Consider the following 26,832-nt stretch of genomic DNA (forward strand, 5'->3'; position numbering starts at 1 on the left):
TCTGGGCCATGCGTCTGCGTCTGATCGCGGTGGGTTCGCGCATGCCCAAGTGGGTGGAAGAAGGCTGGCATGAGTATGCCAAGCGTCTGCCTGCCGAGCTTGCGCTGGACCTGGTCGAAATTCCGCTGAACACCCGCGGCAAGAATGCCGACGTCGCACGCTTCATCCGTCAGGAAGGCGAAGCGATGCTGGCCAAGGTGGGTCCGGGCGAGCGCATCGTCACCCTGGAAGTGCACGGCAAGCCCTGGAGCACCGAGCAGTTGGCGGTGGAACTGGATCGCTGGCGCCTGGACTCGCGCACGGTGAACTTCATGGTCGGTGGCCCCGAGGGGCTGGCGCCGGAAGTCTGCGCCCGTGCCGAGCAGCGCTGGTCGTTGTCGCCGCTGACCCTGCCTCACCCGCTGGTACGGATACTCATCGGCGAGCAGCTGTATCGCGCCTGGACCGTACTGTCCGGGCACCCTTATCACAAATAGGCCGTAAACCAGCCGATGTCCCAGCCGATTCGCCTCAAGGACCACGAGAAAGACGCGCGCACCGTGCGCAGCCGCGTCGTGGTCGGTGCGGCGGCGATTCTGGTGCTGATCTGCGTCCTGATCGCGCGCCTGTATTTCCTGCAGGTGATCCAGTACGAGTATCACTCCACCCTGTCGGAAAACAATCGGGTGCACGTGCAGCCGATCCCGCCCACGCGCGGGCTGATCTTCGATCGCAATGGCGTGGTCGTGGCCGACAACCGGCCCAGTTTCAGCCTGAGCATGACCCGCGAGCGCTCCGGCGACTGGCGTCAGGTGCTCGACACCATCGTCGAGGTGCTGGAGCTCAGCGACGAAGACCGGCAATTGTTCGAGCGCCGCATGAAACAGGGGCGCCGGCCGTTCGAGCCGGTGCCGATCCTGTTCGAGCTCAACGAAGAACAGATCGCCCGGGTCGCGGTGAACCAGTTTCGTCTGCCCGGTGTGGAAGTGGTCGCACAGTTGGTGCGGCACTACCCGCAGGGCGCGCATTTCGCGCACTCGGTGGGCTACGTCGGACGCATCAACGAGAAGGAACTCAAGACCCTGGATCCGGTGGACTACAGCGGTACTCATCACATCGGCAAAACCGGTATCGAGCGCTTCTACGAGCCGGAGCTGCACGGCACGGTGGGTTACGAGGAAGTCGAGACCAATGCTCGCGGCCGTGTGCTGCGGGTGCTCAAGCGCACCGATCCGAAACCAGGCAAGGACATCGTTCTGAGCCTGGACATCAAGCTGCAGGAAGCCGCCGAAGAAGCGCTGGGCGGTCGGCGCGGTGCCATCGTGGCGATGGACCCGCGCACCGGTGAAGTGCTGGCCATGGTCAGCCAGCCCAGTTTCGACCCCAACCTGTTCGTCACCGGCATCGGCTTCCAGGCCTACGCCGACCTGCGCGATTCGATCGATCGGCCGCTGTTCAACCGTGTATTGCGCGGCCTGTATCCACCTGGTTCGACGATCAAGCCCGCGGTAGCGATCGCCGGCCTGGATTCCGGTGTGATCAACGCCGGTTCGCGGGTGTTCGACCCCGGCTTCTATCAGCTGCCCAACTACGACCACAAGTACCGCAACTGGAACCGCACCGGCGATGGCTGGGTGGACCTGGACACCGCCATCATGCGTTCCAACGACACCTATTTCTATGACCTGGCGCACAAGCTGGGCATCGACAAGCTGGACAGCTACATGGGTCAGTTCGGCATCGGCCAGAAGGTGTCCCTGGACATGTTCGAGGAGTCGCCGGGCCTGATGCCTTCGCGCGAATGGAAGCGCAAGACCCGTCGCCAAGCCTGGTTCCCCGGCGAAACGCTGATCCTGGGCATCGGCCAGGGCTACATGCAGGCCACCCCGCTGCAATTGGCCCAGGCCACCGCTCTGGTGGCCAACAAGGGCAAATGGAATCGTCCGCGGCTGGCGCGCACCATCGAGGGCGCGCCGCCGGTAGACGAGAACCCCATGCCCGACATCGTGCTGCGCAACCCTTCCGATTGGGGCAAGGTCACCCATGGCATGGAGATGGTCATGCAAGGTGCCCGCGGTACCGCGCGCAAGGCGGCCATCGGCGCCAAGTACCGCATCGCCGGCAAGTCCGGTACGGCTCAGGTCGTCGCCATTCGCCAGGGCGAAAAGTACGACCGCAGCAAGGTCCAGGAACGCCATCGCGACCATGCCCTGTTCGTCGGCTTCGCGCCTGCCGACAATCCGCGCATCGTGGTGTCGGTGATGGTCGAGAACGGTGAGTCCGGTTCAGGCGTCGCCGCGCCTGTGGTGCGGCAGATCATGGATGCCTGGCTGCTCGGCCCCGACGGCCAGTTGAAACCCGAATACGCCAGCGCCGCGGGCGCGGAGATCACCGCCCTTGAAGAGTAATTTCGACCGCATCCTCTCCAGCGAGGATGTGATGCGTCGCCGCGCGACGTTCCTGCAACGCATCCACGTCGACGGCCCCCTGCTGATCCTGCTGCTGACCCTGGCGGCCGGCAGCCTGTTCGTCCTGTATTCGGCCAGCGGCAAGAACTGGGACCTGCTGATCAAGCAGGCGACCTCGTTCGGTCTGGGCCTGGTCTCGATGTTCGTGATAGCCCAGCTGGAGCCGCGCTTCATGGCGCGCTGGGTACCCCTGGCCTACGTGGCCGGGGTGATATTGCTGGTGGTGGTGGACGTGATGGGTCACAACGCCATGGGCGCCACGCGCTGGATCAACATTCCCGGGGTCATCCGCTTTCAGCCCTCGGAATTCATGAAGATCATCATGCCGGCGACCATCGCCTGGTACCTGGCCAAGCGAACCCTGCCACCCACGCTCAAGCACGTGGCGGCCAGCCTGGCCCTGATCGGCATTCCCTTCGTGCTGATCGTGCGTCAGCCGGACCTGGGCACGTCGCTGCTGATCCTGGCCTCTGGCGCCTTCGTGCTGTTCATGGCCGGGCTGCGCTGGCGCTGGATCCTCAGCGTGCTGGCAGCCGCCGTGCCCGTTGCCGTGGCCATGTGGTTCTTCATCATGCACGACTACCAGAAGCAGCGGATCCTGACTTTCCTCGACCCGGAGAGCGATCCGCTGGGGACTGGCTGGAACATCATCCAGTCCAAGGCGGCCATCGGCTCCGGCGGCGTGTTTGGCAAGGGCTGGCTGCTGGGCACCCAGTCGCACCTGGACTTCCTGCCGGAAAGCCATACCGACTTCATCATCGCGGTGCTGGGCGAGGAGTTCGGCCTGGTCGGTATCTGTGCGCTGCTGTTGATCTATCTGTTGTTGATCGGCCGCGGGCTGGTGATCACTGCGCAGGCCCAGACCCTGTACGGAAAGTTGCTGGCCGGCAGCCTGACCATGACTTTTTTTGTTTACGTTTTCGTCAATATCGGTATGGTCAGTGGCCTGCTGCCGGTGGTGGGGGTGCCGTTGCCATTCATTAGCTACGGCGGAACTTCGTTGGTGACCCTACTGTCAGCGTTTGGCGTTTTGATGTCGATCCACACCCATCGCAAGTGGATCGCACAGGTTTGAATAAGGTGAGCAATTGCATGCAAGTAATGCGTAGCTGGGCAGCTCGAAGCGTTCCCTGGATCGGCCTGATGGGCCTGTTGGGGTCGGCACAGCAAGCCAGCGCCGGCGACTACGGTGGCTCACCGCAGGTGACCCAGTTCATTGGTGAGATGACCCGCGACTATGGCTTCGCCAGCGACCAGTTGAATGAGGTGTTCAGGGAAGTCGAGCGCAAGCAGTCGATTCTCGACGCGATCTCGCGTCCCGCCGAACGGGTCAAGCCGTGGAGCGAGTACCGGCCGATGTTCATCACCGATGCGCGTATCGCCCGCGGCGTCGACTTCTGGCGTCAGCACGAGGCGGTGCTGGCCCGTGCGGAGCGCGAATACGGCGTCCCGGCGCAGGTCATCGTCGCGATCATCGGTGTCGAAACCTTCTTCGGCCGCAACACCGGCAGTTATCGGGTGATCGACGCGCTGTCCACCCTGAGCTTCGATTACCCGCCGCGCGCGCCATTCTTCCGCAAGGAGCTGCGCGAGTTTCTCATGCTGGCGCGCGACGAGCAGCTCGATCCGTTGACCCTCAAGGGCTCGTACGCAGGGGCCATGGGGCTGCCGCAGTTCATGCCCAGCAGCTTCCGCGCCTACGCGGTGGATTTCGACGGCGACGGCCACATCAATATCTGGACCGACGCCGATGACGCCATCGGCAGCGTCGCCAGCTATTTCAAGGAGCATGGATGGGTCGCCGGCCAGCCAGTGGTCAGCCGGGCCAGCGTTTCCGGTCCGCAGGTCGACGATGGCTTGAGCCCGGGCATCGACCCGGTCAAGAATGTCGGGCAGTTGCGGGCGCTGGGCTGGTCGAGTCATGATGCGCTGCGCGACGACCTGCCAGTGACCGCCTTCCGCCTGCAGGGCGCCGAAGGTCCGGAATACTGGATGGGCCTGAAGAATTTCTATGCAATCACTCGCTACAACCGCAGTGTGATGTACGCCATGGCTGTGCACCAACTGTCGGAATCGCTGGTTCAAGCACGGGGCGTCAAGTAATGCGGGCAATGCCGATACGTACATCTTCAGCCATCGCGGCCTGCGCGGCACTGGGCCTGTTGCTCGCCAGCTGCTCGTCGACCCCGCCGCCGTCGCGTACCGTCAAGCAATCGGGCCCGACCGTCAAAGCCATTCCCGGCCTGAACATCAATCGGGCTCACAAGGACGGCGCGCCATGGTGGGACGTCGACGTGTCGAAGATCCCCGACGCCGTACCGACCCTGCACACCGGTCCCTACAAGGCCAACCCCTACACGGTGCTGGGCAAGACCTACTTCCCGATAGCCGAGTCGCGCCAGTATCAGGCCACCGGCACGGCGTCCTGGTATGGCACCAAGTTCCACGGCCAGAACACCGCCAACGGTGAGGTCTACGACCTGTATGGCATGAGCGCGGCGCACAAGACCCTGCCGCTGCCCAGCTATGTGCGCGTGACCAACCTGGACAACAATCGCACGGTGGTACTGCGGGTCAACGACCGCGGGCCTTTCTATTCCGACCGGATCATCGACCTGTCCTATGCCGCCGCCAAGAAGCTGGGCTACGCCGAAACGGGCACTGCGCGCGTCCGGGTCGAGGGGATCGATCCTCAGGAATGGTGGGCCCAGCGTGGTCGCCCGGCGCCGCTGGTGCTGAACCAGGGGCCGGTGGTGGCTCAGGCCCGGCCCAACATCACGCCGTCGGCCGGCACGGTCGAGCAATACACGCCGCCGCCCCAGCAACACGCGGTCGCCACGCTGCCGGTGCAGATGGACGCAAAAAAAAACGGTTCTGCACAAGCGTCTGGCCTGTATCTCCAGGTGGGAGCGTTCGCCAACCCCGACGCTGCGGAGCTGCTGCGTTCCAAGCTGAGCTCGATGGTCAGCGCACCGGCCTTCACCAGCCAGATCGCGGTCAACCAGCAGACGTTCTATCGGGTGCGTCTGGGACCGATCAATTCCCAGGGTGAAGCCCAGCAGATACAGGACAACGTGCGCATGGCCAACCTCGGCGTGCCCAAGTTGGTGACACTGGATTGAACCGCGCCGCCTGCGGGCGGCGCTGCAATGAACGCCCCGCAACGGGCGTGCGACACCGGGCCGCCCGCCCACAACAAGACTGCCCGCAAGGGCATGTGCCCATCAGCAATTTCGAGAGACGGATGAACATCACCACATTTGCCAAACGCCTGTGCCTGCTTGTACCGCTGATCATTGCCCCTGCCGCTTGGGCGGCAGATCAGATGATGCCAGCGCCGCCGCAACTGGCTGCCAAATCCTACGTGCTGATGGAAGCTTCCAGCGGTAACGTGCTGGTTGAAAACAACGGCGACCAGCGTCTGCCGCCAGCCAGCCTGACCAAACTGATGACCGCGTACATCGCCACCCTGGAGATCCGTCGCGGCCAGATCGGCGAGAACGACCCGGTCACCGTCAGCGAAAACGCCTGGCGCACCGGCGGCTCGCGGATGTTCATCAAGGTCGGCACCCAGGTGTCGGTCAGCGACCTGCTGCACGGCATCATCATCCAGTCGGGCAACGACGCTTCGGTGGCGCTCTCCGAGCACATCGCCGGCAGCGAAGACGCCTTCGCCGACATGATGAACACCACCGCCGGCAAACTGGGCATGAGCAACAGCCACTTCATGAACCCGACCGGCCTGCCGAACCCTGAGCACTACTCCACCGCTCACGACATGGCACTGCTGGCTCGCGCCATCATCCACGAAGACCCGGCCCACTATGCGATCTACTCGCAGAAGGAGTTCTTCTGGAACAACATCAAGCAGCCCAACCGCAACCTGCTGCTGTGGCGTGACAAGACCGTCGACGGTCTGAAGACCGGCCACACCGAAGAAGCCGGCTACTGCATGGTGTCCTCGGCCGTGCGCGACGGCATGCGTCTGATCGCCGTGGTGTTCGGCACCAACAGCGAGCAGGCCCGTGCAGCCGAAACCCAGAAGCTGCTGACCTACGGCTTCCGCTTCTACGAAACCCAGACCTTCTACCAGAAGGGCACCGAGCTGGCCAAAGCACCGGTTTGGAAGGGCGATATCCGCGAGATCAAGGCCGGCCTGGCTGAAGACCTGACCATGACGCTGCCCAAGGGCCAGCTGAAGAATCTGGCTGCCAGCATGACCATCAACCCGCAGCTGACCGCGCCCATCGCCAAGGGCGATGTGATCGGCAAGGTCGAAGTGAAGAACGGTGACAAGATCGTTCAGACCTCCGATCTGATCGCGTTGGACGATGTACAGGAAGGTGGTATTTTCCGCCGCGTGTGGGATAGCGTTCGTCTATTCTTCTACGGCTTGTTCAACTGATATCGCGACCGCGCGCCCTCGCCTTGGCAACAGGCGGGGGCGTTGTTGTTTTCACGGTTTACCCGAGGCCGTCATCGTCATGACCGATACCGAAGTAAAAGAACCGAAGATCGAATTTCCCTGCGCCGACTACCCGATCAAGATCATCGGCGACACCGGCGTGGGCTTTCGCGACACGGTGGTGAAGATCGTCGAGAAGCACGCCACCGTCAATCACGACAAGAACGCCGAGCGCCAGAGCACCAACGGCAACTACACCACTCTGCAGTTGCACATCCTGGCGACCGGCCAGGAACAGCTCTACAACATCAACAGTGAGCTGCGCGCCACCGGCATCGTCAAAATGGTGCTTTGATGCCGCAATGCCTGGGGTTTCGCGAACTCGGTCTGATGCCTTACGAGCCCGTCTGGCACGCGATGCAGCGGTTCACCGATCAGCGCGATGCAGACGCCGCCGATGAAGTCTGGCTGGTCCAGCATCCGGCGGTCTTCACCCAGGGCCAGGCGGGCAAGGCCGAGCACCTGCTGGTGCCCGGCGAGATCCCGGTGGTGCAGGTCGACCGTGGTGGCCAGGTGACCTACCATGGCCCCGGCCAACTGGTGGTGTACCTGCTGCTGGACGTGCGCCGGCTGGGCTACGGTGTGCGCGAGCTGGTCACGCGCATGGAACACACCCTGATCGATCTGCTGGCCTCCTATGGGGTGCCAGCCGCAGCCCGTGCGGATGCCCCCGGTGTCTACGTGAACGGCGCGAAGATCGCCTCGCTGGGCCTGCGTATACGCCGTGGTTGCTCATTCCACGGCCTGGCCCTGAACGTCGACATGGACCTCGCGCCCTTTCGACGGATAAATCCATGTGGATATGCCGGCCTGCCGATGACGCAGATGTGCGATCATGTCGCACCCCTTGAATTTGCCGAGGTCAGTGCAAGGCTGCGAGCGCAGCTGGTCAAGCACCTCGACTATGTTGAGCAGACGACCCTTACGGGCGGAATCGACTGATATGACTACCGCGACAGAAGCTGTGCAAACGCTGATCCCCCTGCAGAACCTCGCCGAGGGTGCGCCCAAGGCCAACGCGCCGCGGCCCAAGGTCGAGGCGGGCGTCAAGCTGCGCGGTGCCGAAAAGGTCGCGCGCATCCCGGTCAAGATCATCCCCACCGAAGAGCTGCCGAAAAAGCCCGACTGGATCCGTGTGCGCATTCCGGTGTCGCCCGAAGTCGACCGCATCAAGCAGCTGCTGCGCAAGCACAAGCTGCACAGCGTCTGCGAAGAGGCCAGCTGCCCCAACCTGGGCGAATGCTTCTCCGGCGGTACCGCGACCTTCATGATCATGGGCGACATCTGCACCCGTCGCTGCCCGTTCTGCGATGTGGGTCATGGTCGCCCCAAGGCATTGGACGCCGACGAGCCGATGAACCTCGCCGTGGCCATCGCCGATCTGCGCCTCAAGTACGTGGTGATCACCTCGGTGGATCGCGACGACCTGCGCGACGGCGGTGCCCAGCACTTCGCCGACTGCCTGCGCGAGATCCGCAAGCTGTCACCCGGCGTGCAGTTGGAAACCCTGGTGCCCGACTACCGTGGGCGTATGGACGTGGCACTGGCCATCACGGCGCAAGAGCCGCCGGATGTGTTCAACCACAACCTGGAAACCGTACCGCGCCTGTACAAGGCCGCGCGTCCGGGTTCGGACTATCAGTGGTCGCTGACCCTGCTGCAGAAGTTCAAGGAGCTGGTGCCCCATGTGCCGACCAAGTCCGGCCTGATGCTGGGTCTGGGCGAAACCGACGAGGAAGTGATCGAGGTCATGCACCGCATGCGCGAGCACAACATCGACATGTTGACCCTGGGCCAGTACCTGCAGCCGTCGCGCAGCCACTTGCCGGTCCAGCGCTTCGTGCACCCGGACACCTTCGCCTGGTTCGCCGAGGAAGGCTACAAGATGGGCTTCAAGAACGTCGCCTCCGGGCCGTTGGTGCGCTCCTCGTACCATGCCGACCAGCAGGCGCACGAAGCCAAGATCAAGCTCTGACATCTGCCGGCGTAGAGCAGGCACCGCCTGGTGTACGCCGGACCCACGATTGCGGAGTTTTTCCCATGCAATTACCCCCACGTCTGCCCGACCACGGCACGATCGCCCTGATCGCGCCGGCGGGCCCCATCGAGCTGGACATCAAAGCAGCTTGCGCCTGGGCCCGAGCGCGCGGCTACACGCTGCGGATCTACCCCGGTGTTGCGCTGGCCCAGGGTTATCTGGCCGGTAGCGACGAGGCCCGCCTGCAAGACCTCCACGACGCGTTTTCCGATCCCGAAGTAGATGCCATTTTCTGCCTGCGTGGTGGCTACGGTACGCCCCGTCTGCTGGACAAGATCGACTTCCCGCTACTGGCGCGCCACCCCAAACCCTTCGTGGGCTACAGCGATATCACCGCGCTGCATGTGGCCATCGCTCGCCATGCCGGGTTCGTGACCTTCCATGGGCCGTTGTTCAAATCCGATCTGCTGACGCAGAAGCAAGCGCCTACCGAGTCTTCGTTGTGGCAGATGCTGCGCGGAGAGCTGGGGGCAGGAGACCTGTTGCGGCATCCGCCAGCGTGGCCGCTGACCACGATACTGCCTGGCCAGGCTCAAGGGCGATTGATGGGCGGCAACCTGGCGATGATCAGTGCCACGCTGGGAACGCCGTACGAGCTGCCTGGCGAGGACATCGTGCTGTTCATCGAGGACGTCAACGAGCCGCTGTACCGCGTGGATCGTTTCCTGACCCACCTGCGCCTGGCCGGCAAGCTGCGTGGGGTGCGGGGTGTGATTGTGGGCGACTTCGCGGGCATCGGTGTCGAGCAGATGACGCCGCTGCTGCTCGATACGTTTCAGGCCGATGGCATTCCAGTGCTGGCCGGGTGGCGCAGTGGTCATTGCGATCCGAACCTGACCTTGCCGCTGGGCGTGCAGGTCAGGCTTGACGCCACTGAGCGGCAGGTCTGGTTGGAGCAGGATGTGGTGGTCTAGGCGATGCCAAGGCCACCACATCCTGTTACTGCTGCGCCCGCAAGGCTTCCAGCAGCTTGTGGGTCGGATAGCCGTCAGCTGGCCAGCCCAGGGTTTGCTGCGCACTGCGGATGGCCTTGCGTGTGTTGGCGCCGATGATGCCGTCCGGAGCGCCGGCGTCGTAATTGCGCGCAGTCAACCGGCTCTGCAGCTCGATGCGCTCGGTGCGTGTGAGGGGCATGTCATCTTTCGGCCAGGTGCCTTGAATGTAGCCCGAACCCTGGAAGCGCTGTGCCAGCAGGCTTACGCCCAGCGCGTACGACGAGGAGTTGTTGTACTTCAGGATCGCGCGGAAATTATCGAACACCAGAAAGGCCGGGCCGCGGTAGCCGGCGGGCAGAAGCAGCGCCGCCGAGGCATTCTCGCTGCCCGCCGGGACTGCGCCGCCGGGCATCGTCGCTACACCCAGACGCTGCCATTCGCTGACCGGCTTGCGACTGCTGCCGTCGGCCAGGGCGTAGTCGAAGCCCTCGGGCAGGCGCACTTCCAGGCCCCAGGTCTGGCCGCTTTGCCAGCCAGAGCTTTGCAGGTAGTGGGCCGTAGAGGCGAGGGCGTCGGCGGCGCTGTTCCAGATGTCGCGGCGACCATCGCCGTCGAAGTCCACGGCGTGGGAATTGTAGGTGGTGGGGATGAACTGGGTCTGGCCCATGGCACCGGCCCACGAGCCGAGCATGCGCTCAGGTTGGATGTCGCCATTCTGCAGGATCTGCAACGCAGCCAGCAGCTGGCTTTGCGCGAACTCAGGGCGGCGGCCTTCGTAAGCCAGGGTCGCCAACGAGCGGATCACCGATTTGTCGCCCTGGATCTGACCGAAGCTGCTTTCCATGCCCCACACGGCAACCAGCACCTGGCGCTCGACGCCGTAGCGCTGCTCGATGCTCGTCAGCACGTCCGCATACTGGTCAAGCATGGCCTGGCCACGGCGCACGCGAGTCGGGGAGATGGCGCCGTCGAGGTATTCCCACACCGGACGGCTGAATTCAGGTTGGCTGCGATCAGCCTTGATTACGCTCAGGTCGGGCGTGACGCCTTCAAAGGCGCGGTCGAACAGCTGCGCGTCGACGCCGCTGCGCAGCGCTTGCTGGCGGAAGCCCTGTTGCCATTCTGCGAATGTCTGGGTTGGCAGCACCGGGGTGTCGACGCTGCTCGGCGCGGGCGCCATGGGCACCGGCAGGGAAGGCTGGACGATCGGAGCGGGCAGGGTATCGGCGACGGTGGGTTTTTCCGCGCAGGCAACCAGCAAGGCCAGGCAGGTAGTCACGGCGAACTGGCGCATGGGCCAGCCAGAGGTACGACGAGAAGACATTCACAAGTCCAGGGCTTTCGGGGCAGAGGCAAACCTTAACATGCCAGCCGAACCAGTAGCATGGGTTTAGCCTGTTCAGCGATCAGCCTGACACTCTGCGGTGCAGCTTTGTGGGAGCGGGCTCTGCCCGCGAATGCAGCGACGCAATGTATCTGACATGCCGCAGTGCAGGCTTCATCTGCCTACCAGAATGCTGCGCTATTCGGCCGGAAGGGTCAGGCGCTGGCCCGTCATCAACAGCGATAACCGCGACAACCCCACCCACACCGAACCCGGCGCCTGACCCTTGATCTGCGCGTCAATGCGTTGCGCATCCTGCAGCAACTGCGCCCAGCGCAGTGCCGAATGCCGCTGCAGAGCCTTGCTCATCAGCGGTTTGCGCTTGTCCCAGACGGGCGGGCGGGCCTGGCTGAAAGCCTTGTCCAGCGGCACCCCCTGGCTGTACTGCTGCGACAGGCTGGCCAGCAGGCGTAGCTCGCGGGCCAGCGCCCAGAGGATGACCGGCGGCTCGACACCTTCGCCGCGCAACCCTTCGAGCATGCGCAGAGCATGTTCGGCCTGGCCATTGAGGATCGCATCGATCAGGCCGAACACGTCGAAGCGAGCACTGTCGGCGACCGCCGATTGCACCGTCTCCAGCGTGATCTGGTTACCCTCGGCCAGTAACTTGAGCTTTTCGATCTCCTGCGCGGCCGCCAGCAGATTGCCCTCTACCCGCGCGGCGATCAGCTCCACCGCATCCGGTTGCGCCGCCAGCCCGGCCTGGGCCAGGCGCTGGCGGATCCATTGCGGCAACTGCTGCGCATCCACCGGCCAGATCTGCACGAACTGCGTGTGCGCGCCATCCACCAGGGCCTTGCCCCATTTGGTTTTCTGCGCACTGCCGTCCAGCTTGGGCAGGCTGATCAACAGCACGGTATCTTCGGCAGGTCGTAAGCAGTATTCGATCAGCGCCGCAGCGCCCTTGTCACCCGGCTTGCCCGAAGGCAGGCGCAGTTCCAGCAGGCGCCGCTCGGCAAACAGCGACAGGCTGGCACCGGCCTGCAGCAGCGTGCCCCAATCGAAGTTGCTGTCGGCACTGAACACCTGGCGTTCGTCGAAGCCTTGCTGACGCGCCGTGGCACGTATGGCGTCCGCCGCTTCCTGGCACAGCAGCGGATCGTCGCCGCTGACCACATAGACAGGCGCAAGCGGGCCTTGCAGGTGTTTGCCGAGCTGGGCGGGGGTGATTTTCATGGACGCATCGACAGGATTGAACACTTCACGGGTGCGATGGCAGCGAAAAGGGCGCCTGAGCGCCCTTGTCTGCCTTACTGATTGGGGATCTGGATCGGCGACTGCTGGGGCGTTGCATCCATCACACGCTGAGCTTCGGCGGCCGCATCGGCTTCGGCCTTGGCGCGTGCGTCGGCATCTACCTGCAGCTTTTGCAGCTGGGCAGGGGTGATCTGCTGCAGACGCAGCATCATCCGCTGGACCAACTCGTTACGCATTTCACGACGCACCTGGCTGGCTTCCTGGTCCGAACCTGTCAGGTTGTTGCCGTCGTGGACATAAACCTTCTGCACTTCGATCTTGTCGTTGAGCAAGCTCAGGTTGTTCTGCCCGCGAATCTCATATTGCAGCATGTTGCTCAGCTCGTACTCGGACGAGCGCGCCGAACCGCTGTAGCTGGCGGTGCGACGATCCTCGCGCTCGTTCACCAGGTCCAGGGTGTACGGTGCGCCGCTGGCCACGTGGACCCCGCTGTTCTGCAACGCCTTGCGCAGTTGCACCACGGTCTGGCCGTAGGCGTCGCGCGCAGTAAGGTTGAGTTCCTTGATGGCCATCTCGTTGGTGCCGGTGCCGCGGAGCTGGAAACCACAGGCGCTCAGCAGGACAGCCAGGCCCATAACCAGCAGATTGCGTTTGATCATCTTGTTGCTCCCTAGAAACCTTGTTGGCTGTGGCATGCGTGACGGGCGCCCGGTGAAGCGGGCGCCGGTCGATCAGCTGGCGACGATGTTGACCAGTTTACCTGGTACGACGATGACCTTGCGGATGGTCAGGCCGTCGGTGAAACGCAGCACGTTTTCGTTGACCCGTGCGGCGGCTTCGATCTCTTCGCGGCTGGCACTGGCAGGCATGTCGATCTGGCCGCGCAGCTTGCCGTTGACCTGGATGACCAACTGCAGACTGTCCTGCACCAGGGCCGATTCGTCCAATACAGGCCAGCCGGCATCGATTACCGCATCGGCGTGGCCCAGCTGCTGCCAGAGCTCGTGGCTGATGTGCGGCGTGATCGGTGCCAGCAGCAGGGTCACGGTTTCCAGACCTTCGTGCAGCAAGGCACGATCCTGAGCCGTGGCCTGCGGGGCCTTCTCCAGCACGTTCATCAGCGTCATCACCTGGGCGATGGCGGTGTTGAACTTGTGGTTCTGGCCCACATCCTGACTGGCCTGCTTGATCGCCAGGTGGATCGCGCGGCGAACGGCTTTCTGTTCGTCGTCCAGAGCTACGACGTCGAGCGGGGCATGCGAACCCTGGCCGACATGTGCCTGCGCCAGACGCCAGACGCGCTTGAGGAAGCGGTGCGAGCCTTCCACGCCGGAGTCGGACCACTCCAGGCTCATGTCCGGTGGCGAGGCGAACATCATGAACAGGCGGCAGGTATCGGCACCGTACTGGTCGATCATCGATTGCGGATCGACGCCGTTGTTCTTCGACTTGGCCATCTTCTCGGTGCCGCCGATTTCCACCGGCAGGCCGTCGCTGATGAGTTTGGCCGATACGATCTTGGCCTTGGCATCGCGGACCAGCTCGACGTCGGCTGGGTTGAACCAGGTCTTGCTGCCGTTGGCTTCGAGACGGTAGTAGGTTTCGGCGATGACCATGCCCTGGGTGAGCAGGTTCTTGAACGGCTCGTTGGAGCTGACCAGGCCTTCGTCGCGCATCAGCTTGTGGAAGAAGCGCGCGTACAGCAGGTGCAGGATCGCGTGCTCGATACCACCGATGTACTGATCCACCGGCAACCAGTGGTTGGCAGCGGCCGGATCGACCATGCCGCCTTCATAGTGCGGCGAAGCGTAACGGGCGAAGTACCAGGACGATTCCACGAAGGTGTCCATGGTGTCGGTTTCGCGCTTGGCCGGTGCGCCGCATTTCGGGCAGGTGCACTCGTAGAACTCGGGCATGCGTGCCAGTGGCGAACCGGCGCCATCGGGGACCACGTCTTCGGGCAACACGACCGGCAGTTGATCCTCGGGGACCGGAACGTCGCCGCAGGCATCGCAGTGCACGATCGGGATCGGGCAGCCCCAGTAGCGCTGGCGGCTGATGCCCCAGTCACGCAGGCGGAACTGAGTGCGCGACTTGCCCAGGTCCTTCTTGATCAAGGCCACTTCGATGGCGTCAAATGCACCTTCGAAATCGAGGCCGTCGAATTCGCCGGAGTTGATCAGCGGGCCGTGTTCATTGTAGGCCGCGAGCCATGGCGCAGGCGTCAGCTCGCCGGCGCTGGTGCGCACCACCGGCTTGATCGGCAGGTCGTACTTCAAGGCGAACTCGAAATCGCGCTCGTCGTGGGCCGGAACGGCCATGACCGCACCGTCGCCGTAGTGCATCAGTACATAGTTGGCGACCCAGACCGGCAGCTTCTCGCCGGTGAGCGGATGCTCGACGAACAGCGCGGTCGGCATGCCGCGTTTTTCCTGGGTAGCGACGTCGGCCTCGGCCACGCTGCCGCTCTTGCACTCCTCGATGAAGGCCCGCAGCGCGGCATCGGAGCGTGCGGCCAGAGTCGCCAGCGGATGTTCTGCGGCAACGGCAACGTAGGTGGCGCCCATCAGCGTGTCGGGACGTGTGGTGAAGACCTTCAGCGTGCCGGCCTCACCGATCGAAGACTGATCGTAAGGGAACTGGACTTCCATGCCCTTGGACTTGCCGATCCAGTTGCGCTGCATGGTCTTGACCTGTTCCGGCCAGCCCGGCAGTTCGTCGAGGCTCTCCAGGAGCTCGTCTGCGTACGCGGTGATCTTGAAGTAGTACATCGGGATCTCGCGCTTCTCGATGAGCGCGCCCGAACGCCAGCCACGACCGTCGATGACCTGTTCGTTGGCCAGCACCGTCTGGTCCACCGGGTCCCAGTTCACAGTGCCGTTCTTGCGGTAGATCACGCCTTTTTCGAACAGGCGGGTGAACAGCCATTGTTCCCAGCGGTAGTAGTCGGGCTTGCAGGTGGTGACTTCGCGCGACCAGTCGATGGCCAGGCCCAGGCTCTTGAGCTGGGTCTTCATGTAGGCAATGTTTTCGTACGTCCACTTGGCCGGCGCGACGTTGTTCTTCATGGCCGCGTTTTCCGCCGGCATGCCGAAGGCGTCCCAACCCATGGGCTGCAGGACGTTCTTGCCCTGCATGCGCTGATAGCGTGCAATCACATCGCCAATGGTGTAGTTGCGCACGTGCCCCATGTGCAGTTTGCCGCTGGGGTAGGGGAACATCGACAGGCAGTAGTACGTGTCCTTGCCTGGCTGTTCACTCACTTCAAAAGACTTCTTCGCATCCCAGAAAGACTGGGCGGCGGCTTCGATTTCGCGGGGCTGATAGAGTTCGTGCATGGCTACTTTGCGCTGAGAAATGGGTGACCTTATCCGGCAGCTGCTAAATAGGCTGAGCCTGTTGGCAAGGTACGATGATATTAAACGCCGTAGCATACATGACCCCCCTCTATCGAGGGAAACCTTGATTGCAGCTGCCACAGCTCGACCAAGCGCCTGGCGCGATCCGTTGGTCGCTGCAACCGACTGATTTTCCAGCCAGCGCTAAGCTTGGGGAGGATAGAGCGTTTTTTTCTGGAATGAGGTGAGCCAATGGTAGAGCCGCATATCAAGGCCATGCAGCCTGATGTTTACGAACGTCTCATCGACCGTCTGGGGCTGGCCCTGGATGTGGCCCGAACAGCGGTTCGCCTGCGCGATGAAAAGCCTGCGGAACTGGAGTTGCGTGGCTTGAGCCGGGCCGAGTACGAATTGATCGACGCCTACCTGCATGTCTGTGGCGAGCACGCCTGTGCCGAGCCGTCGGCCCCCACTGTGCCGGTACGCAAGCCCTCGGCCAAGGTGTACTGGCTGCACGAGCGCGACCGACGCAGGTCGTCCATCGGCAGGCATGGCCGCGGGTATTCCGGGAAACCGTGAGCGCAGTTGTTCGCCAGCGCGGCAACGCTTAGGCTTCGGGCATTTTCTGGAGATGCCCGATGTTTTCACGTTTCATCCTCAAACAGTTGTTGCTGCCGCCCGGAATCTTTTTCGTCCTGTTGCTGGTCGCCTGGTGGCTGCGCCGTCGCTGGCCACGGTTGGCGGGCGCCTGCTTCGTCGCCGGATTGGGTGGGCTATGGCTGATGAGCCTGCCGGTGGTGATGCAGCATGCGGCGAACTGGCTCGAGAGCGAACCGGCACTGCCAGGGCAGGGGTGGAGCACCTTGGCGCAGCGCGCCGACGCCATCGTGATTCTGGGAGCCGGTCGCGAGCGCGGCGACCCGGCCTGGGACGGCATCGATCAGCCGACCGGTGTCGCGCTCGAACGGGTCCGCTACGCGGCCAGGCTGGCCAAGGCGTCCGGGCTTCCGGTGCTGACTTCCGGTGGCCTGCACTATGGCTCGCCGCCCAGCGAGGCGTGGATCATGGCGCAGTCGTTGCGCGACGATTTCGGCACCTCGGCGCGCTGGATGGAAGAGCGCAGCCGCACGACCTGGGAGAACGCCGAGTTCAGCGCCCAGTTACTTGCCGAGCACGGCATCAAGCGTGTGGTGGTGGTCACTCAGGCCTGGCACATGCAGCGCTCGCGGTGGAGCTTCGAACAGCACGGGCTGCAGGTGGTGCCGGCACCGGTGGGCTTTCTGGGTACCGACAATGCACGGCCGCTGGGAGGGTGGTTGCCTGAAAGCAAGGCCATCTGGCAGAACGGCCAGCTGCTCAATGAAGCGGTGGGGTTGGTGGGGTACAAGATGTTTTATCGGTGATCTTCAGGGCCTCTTCGCGGGCAGAGCCCCGCTCCCACACCCCCCCCTGTGGGAGCGGGGCTCTGCCCGCGAAGAGGCCGGTACAGATAGCATCAAGCCCTTCTACGCAACAACGCCCACCCCAGCAGCAACACGCACACCACTGTCATCGGCCATGACCGCAGCTGCAGATAAGGCGTCAGACCCTGCATTGGCGTCACCTCGCCATACATCACCGCCTCCTCGAACTGCGGCACCTGGGTGGTAATGTTGCCGAACGGATCGATCAACGCAGTGACACCGTTGTTGGTGGCGCGGATCATCCAGCGGCCGGCCTCCAGCGCGCGCATCTGTGCCATCTGCAGGTGTTGCAGCGGACCTATCGAAGTGCCGAACCAGGTGTCGTTGCTGATCGTCAGCAGCAGGTCGCTGCGTGCGGCCATGCTCGCGGCCAACTCCGGATACACCACTTCGTAGCAGATGAACGGCGCGATCTGGTATCCCTTGGCCTGCAGTAACGGCTGGTCGGCCGGGCCGCGGGCGAAGTCGGACATGGGTAGGTCGAAGAACGCGATCAGGCCGCGCAGCAGATCCTGCAGCGGCACGTACTCGCCGAAGGGCACCAGCTTCTGCTTGCGGTACAAGCCTTCGCCGTCACCTACCACGGTAATGCCGTTGTAGAACCGGCGCTGACCGTCTTCCACCTGGCGTATGGGCACGCCGGTGATCAGTGCCGAATGCCGGTCGCTGGCAAACCTGCCCATCATCGTCAGATAGCCTTGAGCCGAGTCCATCAGTACCGGCACCGCCGTTTCCGGCCAGACGATGAGGTCCACGGGCTTGGAAACGAAGGTTTTGTCGCGATACAGCTGCAACTGGTGATCGACCGCTTCGGGGTTCCACTTGATGCTCTGGGCAATGTTGCCCTGGACCGCCGCCACGTTCAGCGGCTCGCCGGCGGGGGTCGTCCAGTTGTGGCCCTTGAATGCCTGGCCGAGGATCCACGGCGCCAGCAGCAACACCACAGCGCCCGCCAGCAATGGCTTGCGGTGGCGCAGGCGTGCAAGGTTGCACAACAGCGCCGCAGTCATGGCGAGGGCGAAGGACACCAGCCACATGCCGCCCACTGGCGCCAGGCCGGCAAGCGGGCCGTGCAACTGGCTGTAGCCGCTGTACAGCCAGGGGAAACCGGTCAAAAACCAGCCGCGGAATGCTTCCTGGCCCAACCACAGCGCGGCAAAGGCCAGAGCGTCAGCCAATGGAGCATCGGTGCGCCGCAGCCAGCGCGCCCACACCCAGGCGGGCAGGGCGAAGAACAGCGCGACCGCAGCGACGAAGCCAAGCATCAGCAAACCTGCCAACGCCACCGACGCGCCGCCATAAGTATGGATGCTGACGTAGATCCAGCTGGTGCCGGCGCCGAACAGACCGAAACCGTAGCACCAGCCACGGCCCAGCGCCTGGCGCGGTTTCAGCTCGCGCAGGCCGAGATAGAACAACGCCAGCGAAAGCAGGGCCAGCGGCCAGAGATCGAAGGGGGCCAGGAACAGCGGGGTCATCCCGCCGGCCGCCATGGCCAGCAGGTTACCGGGCCAGCCGGGGCGGGTGATCCAGCGCATTATTTTCCTTAACGAGGGGTCTGGGCAGATGCCTCAGCGGGCGATTGGCGTAAGGCGCAGCAAGTGGATGCGGCGGCTGTCGGCGTTGAGGATGCGAAAGCGCCAGGCACCGATCTCGGTCGTTTCGTTGCGCTTGGGCAGGTGGCCGAAGGCACTCATCACCAGGCCGCCGACGGTGTCGAATTCATCGTCGGAGAACTGGCTTTCGAAGAACTCGTTGAAGTTCTCGATCGGGGTCAGCGCCTTTATCAGGAAGTCGCCGCTGGGCAGCGGCTTGATGTAGCTGTCTTCCTCGACGTCGTGCTCGTCCTCGATGTCGCCGACGATCTGTTCCAGCACGTCTTCGATGGTCACCAGGCCTGCCACACCGCCGTATTCGTCGATCACGATGGCCATGTGGTTGTGGTTGGCGCGGAACTCACGCAGCAACACGTTCAGACGCTTGGACTCGGGCACGAAGGTGGCCGGGCGCAGCAGATCCTTGATGTTGAAGTTCGCGTGGTCGTTCTGCAGGATCAGCGGCAGCAGGTCTTTGGCCAGCAGCACGCCGATCACGTCGTCGTGGTTCTCGCCCACCACCGGGTAGCGCGAGTGCGCGGCATCGATGACCGCCGGCAGGAATTCCTGCAGGGTCTGCGTGGACTTGATGCTGATCAGCTGCGAGCGCGGCACCATGATGTCGCGCACTTGCAGGTCGGCGACCTGGATGGCGCCTTCCACGATGGTCAATGCTTCGCTGTCCAGGAGCTTGTTCTGGTGCGCTTCGCGCAGCAGTTCCAGCAGTTCCTGGCGGTTCTTGGGCTCATGGGCAAAGGCCTGGGTCAGTTTACCCAACCATGACTTCTGCCCGTTGCTCGATCGATCTTCGCTCATAGCCCTTTACTCGTGATCCTTGCCAATTGCTTTGGTGGGGGTGTCGTCGACGTCTTCGTCGGCGGCATAGGGGTCCGGATGACCCAATTCTGCTAGCAACTCTCGTTCCAGCGCTTCCATTTCCTCGGCCTCATCGTCGTCGATGTGGTCGTAGCCCAGCAGGTGCAGGCAGCCGTGCATCACCAGGTGCGCCCAGTGTGCGTCCAGGGCTTTGCCCTGTTCGGCGGCCTCGCGCTCGACTACCGGCACACAGATGACCAGGTCGCCCAGCAGCGGAATGTCGAGCAGGTCGTCCGGCACGTCTGCGGGAAATGAAAGCACGTTGGTTGCGTAATCTTTGTGACGATAGGTGAGATTCAGCTCGCGGCCTTCGGTTTCATCGACCAGGCGGATGGTCATCTCCGAATCGGCGCTGCGCTGGCGCAACGCCAGCTCGCACCAGCGGCGGAACTCGGCATCGCTCGGGCCAGGCGCGGTGCTGGCCCGTTGCAGGTCAAGCTCAAGCATCGCGGCGTTTGTCCCCGGCCTCGTTGACGGTGGCAGGCTGGGCGTCGAAACGCTCGTAGGCCTCGACGATGCGCTGCACCAGCGGGTGACGAACGACGTCCTTGGGCATGAAGTGGGTGAAGCTGATGCCCGGAACGTCCTTGAGCACTTCGATCACCTGGCCCAGGCCTGACTTGGTGCCCTTGGGCAGGTCGACCTGGGTGATGTCGCCGGTGATCACCGCGGTCGAGCCGAAGCCGATGCGGGTCAGGAACATCTTCATCTGTTCCACGGTGGTGTTCTGGCTCTCATCAAGGATGATGAAGCTGTTGTTCAGGGTGCGTCCGCGCATGTAGGCCAGTGGCGCGATCTCGATGACCTGTTTTTCGATCAACTTGGCGACGTGTTCGAAGCCGAGCATTTCGTACAGCGCGTCGTACAGTGGACGCAGGTAGGGGTCGATCTTCTGGGCCAGATCGCCGGGCAGGAACCCGAGCTTTTCGCCCGCTTCCACGGCAGGGCGCACCAGAAGAATGCGTCGAACCTGCTCGCGCTCCAGCGCATCGACGGCGGCGGCCACGGCCAGGTACGTCTTGCCGGTACCGGCCGGGCCGATGCCGAAATTGATATCGTTGGCCAGGATTTCCTTGACGTAGCGCTGCTGATTCAAACCGCGCGGCTTGATCATGCCCTTGCGGGTACGCAGCGCCACCGGCACTTCGCCCGGAGCCGGGTTGTCCAGCTCCTCGACGGCCGATTCCTGCAAAAACAGGTGAACGGTGTCGGGGGACAGCTCGGTGGCCTTGGTTTCCCGGTACAGGCGGCGCAGCAGGTTTTCCGCCGAGCGCGTGTGCTGGGCGTCGCCGATCAGTTCGAACTGATTGCCACGGTTGCGAATTTCGATTTCCAGGCGCTGTTCGATCAAGCGCAGATGCTCGTCGAATTGTCCGCACAGGTTGGCGAAGCGGCGAGCCTCGAAAGGCTCGAGCAAGAAGCGATGTGGTTCGATAGGTACGTTCAAGGTCGTATTCGGCCGCCCGACGGCAATTGAAATGAGTCCAAGGATAACCCCTGTCAGGGGCGAGGCGAAAGGGGCGAGCGGCGAATGGCGCTCGTCGCCTCCTTGTAGGAGCGGCCATCGGCCGCGCAGGGTTCGCCGTGGTGCGGCTGTCAGGCCAGCAGTTCACCACGCAGGGAGTGGGGCCGGGCCTCGGCGATGTGGATGTCGACGAACTGGCCGATCAGTCGGGCATCCGAGCAGGTGAAGTTGACGATACGGTTGTTCTCGGTACGACCCTGCAACTGGCCCGGATCCTTGCGCGAATAATCGGTGACGAGGATGCGCTGGGTGGTCCCGACCATCTGCCGGCTGATCTCGAACCCTTGCTGATTCAAGCGATGCTGCAAGGCATCCAGGCGCTGTTTCTTCACCGCCTCGGGAGTGTCATCGGCCAGGTCGGCCGCCGGTGTGCCGGGCCGCTGGCTATAGATGAAGGAATACGAGAAATCCATGCCCACGTCGGCGACCAGTTTCATGGTCTGCTCGAAGTCCTTATCGGTCTCGCCGGGGAAACCGATGATGAAGTCCGAACTGATGCAGATGTCCGGCACCGCTGCCTTGAGCTTGCGCAACTTGGACTTGTATTCCAGCACCGTGTGCCCGCGCTTCATCGCGGCCAGCACGCGGTCCGAACCGGACTGCACCGGCAGGTGCAGGTGTTTCACCAACTGCGGCACTTCGGCGTGGGCCAGGATCAGGCTGTCGGAAAACTCCAGCGGGTGCGAGGTGGTGTAGCGGATGCGCTCGATCCCGTCGATCTGGGCGACCACGCGGATCAGCTCGGCCAGATCGGCCAGGCGACCGTCGTGGGTCTGGCCTCGGTAGCCGTTGACGTTCTGGCCCAGCAGGGTGACTTCGCGCACGCCGTTGTCGGCCAGGTGCATGACCTCGGCCAGAACGTCGTCGAAGGGCCGGCTGACCTCTTCGCCACGGGTATAGGGCACCACGCAGAAGGTGCAGTATTTGCTGCAGCCTTCCATCACCGACACGTAGGCGGTCGGTCCGTCGATACGGGGCTCGGGCAGGTGGTCGAACTTCTCGATCTCGGGGAAGGAAATATCCACCTGCGGCAGGCGGGTGATGCGCGCTGCGTCGATCATCTCGGGCAGTCGGTGCAGGGTCTGCGGGCCGAACACCACGTCGACGTAGGGCGCGCGGTCGCGGATGGCCTCGCCTTCCTGGCTGGCCACGCAGCCGCCCACGGCGATGACCATTTCCGGCTTCGCCAGCTTGAGCTCGCGCCAGCGACCCAACTGCGAATAGACGCGGTCCTGGGCACGCTCGCGAATCGAACAGGTGTTGAGCAGAATCACGTCGGCATCTTCGGCGCGGGCCGTGACTTCCAGGGCTTGATGTTCACCCAGCAGGTCGACCATGCGCGAGCTGTCGTACTCGTTCATCTGGCAGCCGTGGGTTTCGATGTAAAGCTTCTTGGCCATTAGGTGATCATCAAGTGGTTCAAAGAACCGCGCATTATAGTGTCCGTGGTCGGTGGTTCCTAGCATTGCCTGTCGGGCGGCTATGCTATAGTTTTCGCCCTCTTTCAAGCTCACGACCTTATATCTGCCGACGATGACCAAACGCGAAGCTCCAATCTACAAAGTGATTTTCCTCAATCAGGGCCAGGTATTCGAGATGTACGCCAAGCAGATCTACCAGAGCGATCTGTGGGGGTTTCTGGAGGTCGAGGAATTTGTCTTTGGCGAGCGCACCACCGTGGTCGTCGACCCCAGCGAAGAAAAGCTCAAGGCGCAGTTCGAAGGCGTCACGCGCAGCTTCGTGCCGATGCATTCGATCGTGCGGATCGATGAAGTCGAGCGTCTGGGCACGCCGAAGATCAGCGAGGCGCGCATGACCGGCAACGTGATGCCCTTCCCCATGCCGATGCCCGACAAGTAACCACTCGCCGGACAGCGACCCGGCTCAGGGCAGGGGGGCGAAGGGTGAGCGGCTGCCGCCGTCGGCGGTCTGCAGTTCGAGCAGGTATTTGCGGAAAATCTGCCCCAGCACCTGGGTGGCCACTTCGAGGTCTTCGCGGCGCATCTGCCCGGACACCTCGTCGGCCACGTCCAGCGCATCTTCGGCGCCGTTGACCGCGGCCATCTTCAGTACGATGTAGGCCTGGATATTGTTGGCCGCCACGCCCTCACCCTTGAAGAACATGGTCCCCAGGTGATACTGCGCTTCGGCATGGCCTTGCAGGGAGGCCTGTTCGAAATAGCTCAGGGCCTGATTGAGGTCGCGCTCGGTGCGCGTGCCGTCGTAGTAGAACTGACCCAGCTCGAATTGCGCCTGCGCGTCGCCGTCCTTTGCCGCCTGCTGACAGGCAGCCAGCGCTGCGGGCAAGGCCTGGGCAGAAGTATTGAGGGTGCAGCGACCCACCGCCGGGATCAACAACGAATTGCCGCCTGCGGTAGCCATTAGCGGCTGAAGAAGCAACAGGCAGCCCAATGCAAGGGCGCGGCCGGTGCGGTTCATGGGGATCGACTTACCTCTGCGGAATGCGGGCGGACCCGACGTGGAAACGTGGCGGGTGCTGCATTATGAAATAAGCGGGGGGGCGGTTACAAAGTCTTTACTCGTTTTTCTGCGATATCGTCCAGATGGCAAGACTTCACAGGGGCAAGCGGCCGTTGGAAGGCGCGATCATGTGAACGGCTGGAAGGGGTGGCAAGGCCATCTGCAGGAGCGGTCAGTGGCCGCGAAGGCTCATGCGCGGCAAATCTGACACTGCGCGGTGAACTCTTCGCGGCCACTGACCGCTCCTACAGGATGGCTACTTCCGGCCTGGGTTCACTTCAGGGCTGCGAACGCTTTTTCGGCAGCATCCAGGGTGATCGCAAGCTCGGCATCGCCGTGGGCGATGGAGGTGAAGCCTGCTTCGAACGCGCTCGGCGCCAGGTACACGCCGCCGTCGAGCATCAAATGGAAGAAGCGCTTGAAGCGCTCGGCATCGCTGCTCATGACGTCTTCGAAGGTGACGATGTCGTCGGCGCCGCTGAAGTACAGGCCGAACATGCCGCCCGCCTGGGTGGTCACGAACGGGATGCCTGCGGCATCGGCTCGCTGCTGCAGGCCATCGAGCAAGCGGGCGGTGTAGTCGCTCAGCTCGTCATGGAAGCCCGGACGGCTGATCAGGTTGAGGGTGGTCAGGCCGGCGGCCATGGCCAAGGGATTGCCCGACAGCGTGCCAGCCTGGTAGACCGGGCCCAGCGGCGCGATGTGCGACATGATCTCGCGCTTGCCGCCGAAGCAGCCCACGGGCATGCCGCCACCGATGATCTTGCCGAACGTGCTCAGGTCCGGCGTGACGCCGTAGTACGCCTGGGCGCCGCCCAGGGCCACGCGGAAACCGGTCATCACTTCGTCGAAGATCAGCACCACGCCGTACTGGTCGCACAGGCGACGCAGGCCTTCCAGAAAACCGGGCGCCGGCGGTACGCAGTTCATGTTGCCCGCCACGGGTTCGACGATGATGCAGGCTACTTCATCGGCGACTTCGGCCAGCATCTGCTCCACTGCAGCAATGTCGTTGAACGGCAGGGTCAGGGTATGTTTGGCGAATGCCGCCGGCACGCCGGGCGAGCTGGGCACACCGAGGGTGAGGGCGCCGGAGCCGGCCTTGACCAGCAGGCTGTCGGAGTGGCCGTGGTAGCAACCTTCGAACTTGATGATGCTGTCGCGACCGGTGAAACCACGGGCCAGACGAATGGCGCTCATGGTCGCCTCGGTGCCCGAGCTGACCATGCGCACCATTTCCATGGACGGCACGATGGCGCAGACCAGGTCGGCCATCTGCGTTTCCATTTCGGTCGGCGCGCCGTATGACAAACCATGTTCGAGCTGCTTGCGCACGGCGTCGAGCACGTCCGGATGGCTGTGACCCAGAATCATCGGCCCCCAGGAACCGACGTAGTCCACGTAGCGCTTGTCGTCTTCGTCGGTGACATAGGCACCGGCAGCGTGCTTGAAGAACAGCGGCGTGCCGCCGACGCTCTTGAAGGCACGCACGGGCGAGTTGACGCCGCCGGGGATGTGCTTCTGGGCATTGGCGAACAGGGTTTCGGAACGGGACATAAATGAGCTCTCTTGCATCAGGCAGTTTCGAACAGCGCGTTCAGGGCGCGGGCGCGGCGGGTGACTTCTTGGGCCGTGTCGGCGCCGAACAGCGCATGCACCACGGCCAGCAGGTCGGCACCGCAGGCCACCAGCGGCGCAGCGTTGTCCAGGGTGATGCCGCCAATGACGGCAATCGGCAATTTCAATTCGGCCCGCGCCTGGCTCAACAGTTCAATGCTGGCAGGCGATGCGTCGGGCTTGGTCTGGGAGGCGAAGAAGCGGCCAAAGGCCACGTAGCTGGCCCCTTCGCGGGCCGCCTGGCGCGCCAGGTCGAGGTTGGCATGGCAGGTGCTGCCGATGATCGCCTTGCGCCCCAGCAGGGCGCGGGCTGGAGTCAACGGGCCATCGGTCTGGCCCAGGTGCACGCCGACGTTGAGTCGCGCGGCCAGTTCGGCGTCGTCGTTGATGATGAGGTGCGCCTTGTAGCGCTCGCACAGCTGACGCAGTTTTTCCGCTTCGCGCAGGCGACGGGCTTCGTCGTTGCTCTTGTCACGGTACTGCAGCATCGTGATGCCGCCATCCAGGGCGGCCTCGACGTACTTGAGGAACTTGCCGGCCAACAGCTGGCTGTCGGTGATGGCGTAGACGCCACGTAAGTTCATCGCTTGGGCCTCGGGCAGGGGGCGGAGATTTGGCTCAAGAGCAGAAATCCAGGGGTAGGCGACGGGGCACGAATTGCCCGTGGCCCAGTTGCTCGGCGTCGCGCAGGGTACGCCAGGTGTAGTCGAGGGCCGACTGCACGGCGCTTTCCAGGCCTTCGCCCAGGGCCAGGCGACCGGCCAGAGCACTGGCCAGGGTGCACCCGGAGCCGTGGTAGCTGCCGGGCAGGCGCTGGCAGGTGAAGGTGCGACGGCTGCCGTCGCGGCTGTACAGGCGGTTGTGCACTTCGTGCTCGTCGCCGTGGCCGCCGGTGATCAGCAGGTGCTTGCAGAACGGCAGCAACTTTTGCGCGCATTCGTCGGCGCTGCCCTCGGGCAGGTCGGCGAGGATGCGTGCCTCGGGCAGGTTCGGCGTGGCGATGGTGGCCAGCGGCAGCAGCTGCTCGCGCATCGCATAGCCGACCTCGTCCTTGCCCAGGCTGCCGCCACCGCCGGCGCGCAACACCGGATCGCAGACCATCGGCAGATGAGGGTGGGCCGACAACAGCTCGACCACGGTCGCAACCATGTCCACCGAGCCGAGCATGCCCAGCTTGACCGCCGCCACCGGCGAATCGCTGAGCACGGCATTGGCCTGGGCCAGGATCCATTCGCGGTCGAGCACACGGAAATCGCTGACGTTGACGGTGTTCTGCACGGTCAGCGCGGTAACCGTCGGCGCGGCATGGCAGCCCTGGGCGAGCAAGGCTTCGATATCTGCCTGCAGGCCGGCGCCGCCACTGGGGTCGTGGCCGGAGAGACAGAGGACAACGGGGCGGGAGCTATAGATATTCATGGTGCGCGAGCTTATCACGGCGCACGGCGTTGTAGCAGGGCTGCAAGCGCTGGGC

Annotated in this window: 26 protein-coding genes; 13 read left to right on the forward strand and 13 right to left on the reverse strand. The window is 63.6% G+C overall.

The genetic code is table 11. The features are described 5' to 3' along the window. Window positions 1-8: 8 nt before the first annotated feature. The 10 genes from rlmH to ASF66_RS12025 all read left to right on the forward strand — a co-directional run bounded on the left by rlmH (window position 9) and on the right by ASF66_RS12025 (window position 9,864). On the forward strand, window positions 9-476 hold the full coding sequence (rlmH, locus tag ASF66_RS11980) for a 23S rRNA (pseudouridine(1915)-N(3))-methyltransferase RlmH (RefSeq protein WP_043192648.1): 468 nt from the start codon (window positions 9-11) through the stop codon (window positions 474-476). A gap of 15 nt (window positions 477-491) precedes the next feature. Next, the gene (gene mrdA / locus ASF66_RS11985; protein ID WP_049860838.1) at window positions 492-2,387 is read left to right on the forward strand and encodes a penicillin-binding protein 2; all 1,896 of its coding nucleotides are present in this window, start codon (window positions 492-494) and stop codon (window positions 2,385-2,387) included. A 31-nt stretch (window positions 2,388-2,418) separates the two neighbouring features. After that, a complete protein-coding gene (gene rodA / locus ASF66_RS11990; protein WP_049860839.1) occupies window positions 2,419-3,522 on the forward strand; it encodes a rod shape-determining protein RodA in 1,104 nt (367 codons plus the stop codon). Window positions 3,523-3,539: 17 nt separating this feature from the next. Beyond that, window positions 3,540-4,550: a lytic murein transglycosylase B gene (gene mltB, locus ASF66_RS11995; RefSeq protein ID WP_056843998.1), complete on the forward strand. Its 1,011-nt coding sequence runs from the start codon at window positions 3,540-3,542 to the stop codon at window positions 4,548-4,550. After that, window positions 4,550-5,569: a septal ring lytic transglycosylase RlpA family protein gene (locus tag ASF66_RS12000; protein ID WP_056843999.1), complete on the forward strand. Its 1,020-nt coding sequence runs from the start codon at window positions 4,550-4,552 to the stop codon at window positions 5,567-5,569. Before mltB ends, ASF66_RS12000 begins: the two co-directional genes overlap by 1 nt. Window positions 5,570-5,691: 122 nt before the next feature. After that, a complete protein-coding gene (locus ASF66_RS12005; protein ID WP_049860842.1) occupies window positions 5,692-6,852 on the forward strand; it encodes a D-alanyl-D-alanine carboxypeptidase family protein in 1,161 nt (386 codons plus the stop codon). 79 nt (window positions 6,853-6,931) lie between these two features. Continuing rightward, window positions 6,932-7,207, forward strand: a complete 276-nt coding sequence (locus tag ASF66_RS12010; protein WP_049860843.1) for a DUF493 domain-containing protein — start codon at window positions 6,932-6,934, stop codon at window positions 7,205-7,207. Further along, complete coding sequence (lipB, locus tag ASF66_RS12015; protein ID WP_056844000.1) at window positions 7,207-7,854, forward strand: lipoyl(octanoyl) transferase LipB; 648 nt, start codon at window positions 7,207-7,209, stop codon at window positions 7,852-7,854. Before ASF66_RS12010 ends, lipB begins: the two co-directional genes overlap by 1 nt. Window position 7,855: 1 nt before the next feature. Further along, window positions 7,856-8,887: a lipoyl synthase gene (gene lipA, locus ASF66_RS12020; protein ID WP_049860845.1), complete on the forward strand. Its 1,032-nt coding sequence runs from the start codon at window positions 7,856-7,858 to the stop codon at window positions 8,885-8,887. Window positions 8,888-8,952: 65 nt separating this feature from the next. Continuing rightward, window positions 8,953-9,864, forward strand: coding sequence for a S66 peptidase family protein (locus ASF66_RS12025; protein ID WP_056844001.1), 912 nt, complete (start codon window positions 8,953-8,955; stop codon window positions 9,862-9,864). A 25-nt stretch (window positions 9,865-9,889) separates the two neighbouring features. Here the strand turns inward: ASF66_RS12025 and ASF66_RS12030 are convergent, their stop codons facing one another. From ASF66_RS12030 to leuS, 4 genes are all read right to left on the reverse strand, one after another. Beyond that, on the reverse strand, window positions 9,890-11,209 hold the full coding sequence (locus ASF66_RS12030) for a lytic murein transglycosylase (RefSeq protein WP_056844002.1): 1,320 nt from the start codon (window positions 11,207-11,209) through the stop codon (window positions 9,890-9,892). Between the two features lie 198 nt (window positions 11,210-11,407). Further along, on the reverse strand, window positions 11,408-12,445 hold the full coding sequence (holA, locus tag ASF66_RS12035) for a DNA polymerase III subunit delta (RefSeq protein WP_056844003.1): 1,038 nt from the start codon (window positions 12,443-12,445) through the stop codon (window positions 11,408-11,410). Window positions 12,446-12,519: 74 nt separating this feature from the next. Beyond that, window positions 12,520-13,125, reverse strand: a complete 606-nt coding sequence (locus ASF66_RS12040) for an LPS-assembly lipoprotein LptE (protein ID WP_049860849.1) — start codon at window positions 13,123-13,125, stop codon at window positions 12,520-12,522. A 72-nt stretch (window positions 13,126-13,197) separates the two neighbouring features. Beyond that, window positions 13,198-15,804 carry a leucine--tRNA ligase gene (leuS, locus tag ASF66_RS12045; protein ID WP_056844004.1) on the reverse strand — a complete coding sequence of 869 codons (2,607 nt, stop codon included), beginning with the start codon at window positions 15,802-15,804 and terminating at the stop codon, window positions 13,198-13,200. A 252-nt stretch (window positions 15,805-16,056) separates the two neighbouring features. On the opposite strand from leuS, the gene ASF66_RS12050 reads away from it, so the two are divergent. Beyond that, window positions 16,057-16,383, forward strand: coding sequence for a hypothetical protein (locus ASF66_RS12050; RefSeq protein WP_056844005.1), 327 nt, complete (start codon window positions 16,057-16,059; stop codon window positions 16,381-16,383). A gap of 59 nt (window positions 16,384-16,442) precedes the next feature. Next, complete coding sequence (locus tag ASF66_RS12055; protein WP_056844006.1) at window positions 16,443-17,207, forward strand: YdcF family protein; 765 nt, start codon at window positions 16,443-16,445, stop codon at window positions 17,205-17,207. Window positions 17,208-17,299: 92 nt separating this feature from the next. On the opposite strand, the gene lnt is transcribed toward ASF66_RS12055, so the two are convergent. The 5 genes from lnt to miaB form a co-directional block, all read right to left on the reverse strand. Beyond that, on the reverse strand, window positions 17,300-18,805 hold the full coding sequence (gene lnt, locus ASF66_RS12060; RefSeq protein ID WP_056844007.1) for an apolipoprotein N-acyltransferase: 1,506 nt from the start codon (window positions 18,803-18,805) through the stop codon (window positions 17,300-17,302). A 33-nt stretch (window positions 18,806-18,838) separates the two neighbouring features. Further along, window positions 18,839-19,678, reverse strand: a complete 840-nt coding sequence (locus ASF66_RS12065; RefSeq protein WP_056844008.1) for an HlyC/CorC family transporter — start codon at window positions 19,676-19,678, stop codon at window positions 18,839-18,841. Window positions 19,679-19,684: 6 nt separating this feature from the next. Beyond that, window positions 19,685-20,185, reverse strand: coding sequence for an rRNA maturation RNase YbeY (ybeY, locus tag ASF66_RS12070; protein ID WP_049860855.1), 501 nt, complete (start codon window positions 20,183-20,185; stop codon window positions 19,685-19,687). Continuing rightward, on the reverse strand, window positions 20,178-21,185 hold the full coding sequence (locus ASF66_RS12075) for a PhoH family protein (protein WP_056844009.1): 1,008 nt from the start codon (window positions 21,183-21,185) through the stop codon (window positions 20,178-20,180). The genes ybeY and ASF66_RS12075 overlap by 8 nt, the downstream gene beginning before the upstream one ends. 149 nt (window positions 21,186-21,334) lie before the next feature. Further along, window positions 21,335-22,663 carry a tRNA (N6-isopentenyl adenosine(37)-C2)-methylthiotransferase MiaB gene (gene miaB, locus ASF66_RS12080; protein ID WP_056844010.1) on the reverse strand — a complete coding sequence of 443 codons (1,329 nt, stop codon included), beginning with the start codon at window positions 22,661-22,663 and terminating at the stop codon, window positions 21,335-21,337. A 133-nt stretch (window positions 22,664-22,796) separates the two neighbouring features. On the opposite strand from miaB, the gene ASF66_RS12085 reads away from it, so the two are divergent. Then, window positions 22,797-23,123, forward strand: a complete 327-nt coding sequence (locus ASF66_RS12085; RefSeq protein ID WP_043192686.1) for a DUF1820 family protein — start codon at window positions 22,797-22,799, stop codon at window positions 23,121-23,123. 24 nt (window positions 23,124-23,147) lie between these two features. Here ASF66_RS12085 and ASF66_RS12090 read toward each other — a convergent pair whose 3' ends face one another. The 4 genes from ASF66_RS12090 to ASF66_RS12105 all read right to left on the reverse strand — a co-directional run bounded on the left by ASF66_RS12090 (window position 23,148) and on the right by ASF66_RS12105 (window position 26,777). After that, complete coding sequence (locus tag ASF66_RS12090) at window positions 23,148-23,702, reverse strand: tetratricopeptide repeat protein (protein WP_049860857.1); 555 nt, start codon at window positions 23,700-23,702, stop codon at window positions 23,148-23,150. Between the two features lie 315 nt (window positions 23,703-24,017). Continuing rightward, window positions 24,018-25,301, reverse strand: coding sequence for a glutamate-1-semialdehyde 2,1-aminomutase (gene hemL / locus ASF66_RS12095; RefSeq protein ID WP_056844011.1), 1,284 nt, complete (start codon window positions 25,299-25,301; stop codon window positions 24,018-24,020). A 17-nt stretch (window positions 25,302-25,318) separates the two neighbouring features. Continuing rightward, the gene (gene thiE, locus ASF66_RS12100) at window positions 25,319-25,945 is read right to left on the reverse strand and encodes a thiamine phosphate synthase (RefSeq protein ID WP_049860859.1); all 627 of its coding nucleotides are present in this window, start codon (window positions 25,943-25,945) and stop codon (window positions 25,319-25,321) included. A gap of 34 nt (window positions 25,946-25,979) precedes the next feature. Then, window positions 25,980-26,777, reverse strand: a complete 798-nt coding sequence (locus ASF66_RS12105) for a hydroxymethylpyrimidine/phosphomethylpyrimidine kinase (RefSeq protein ID WP_056844012.1) — start codon at window positions 26,775-26,777, stop codon at window positions 25,980-25,982. Window positions 26,778-26,832 lie beyond the last annotated feature (55 nt).

The sequence above is a fragment of the Pseudomonas sp. Leaf129 genome, assembly GCF_001423465.1.
In the GTDB taxonomy this organism is placed as follows: Bacteria; Pseudomonadota; Gammaproteobacteria; order Pseudomonadales; family Pseudomonadaceae; genus Aquipseudomonas; species Aquipseudomonas coleopterorum.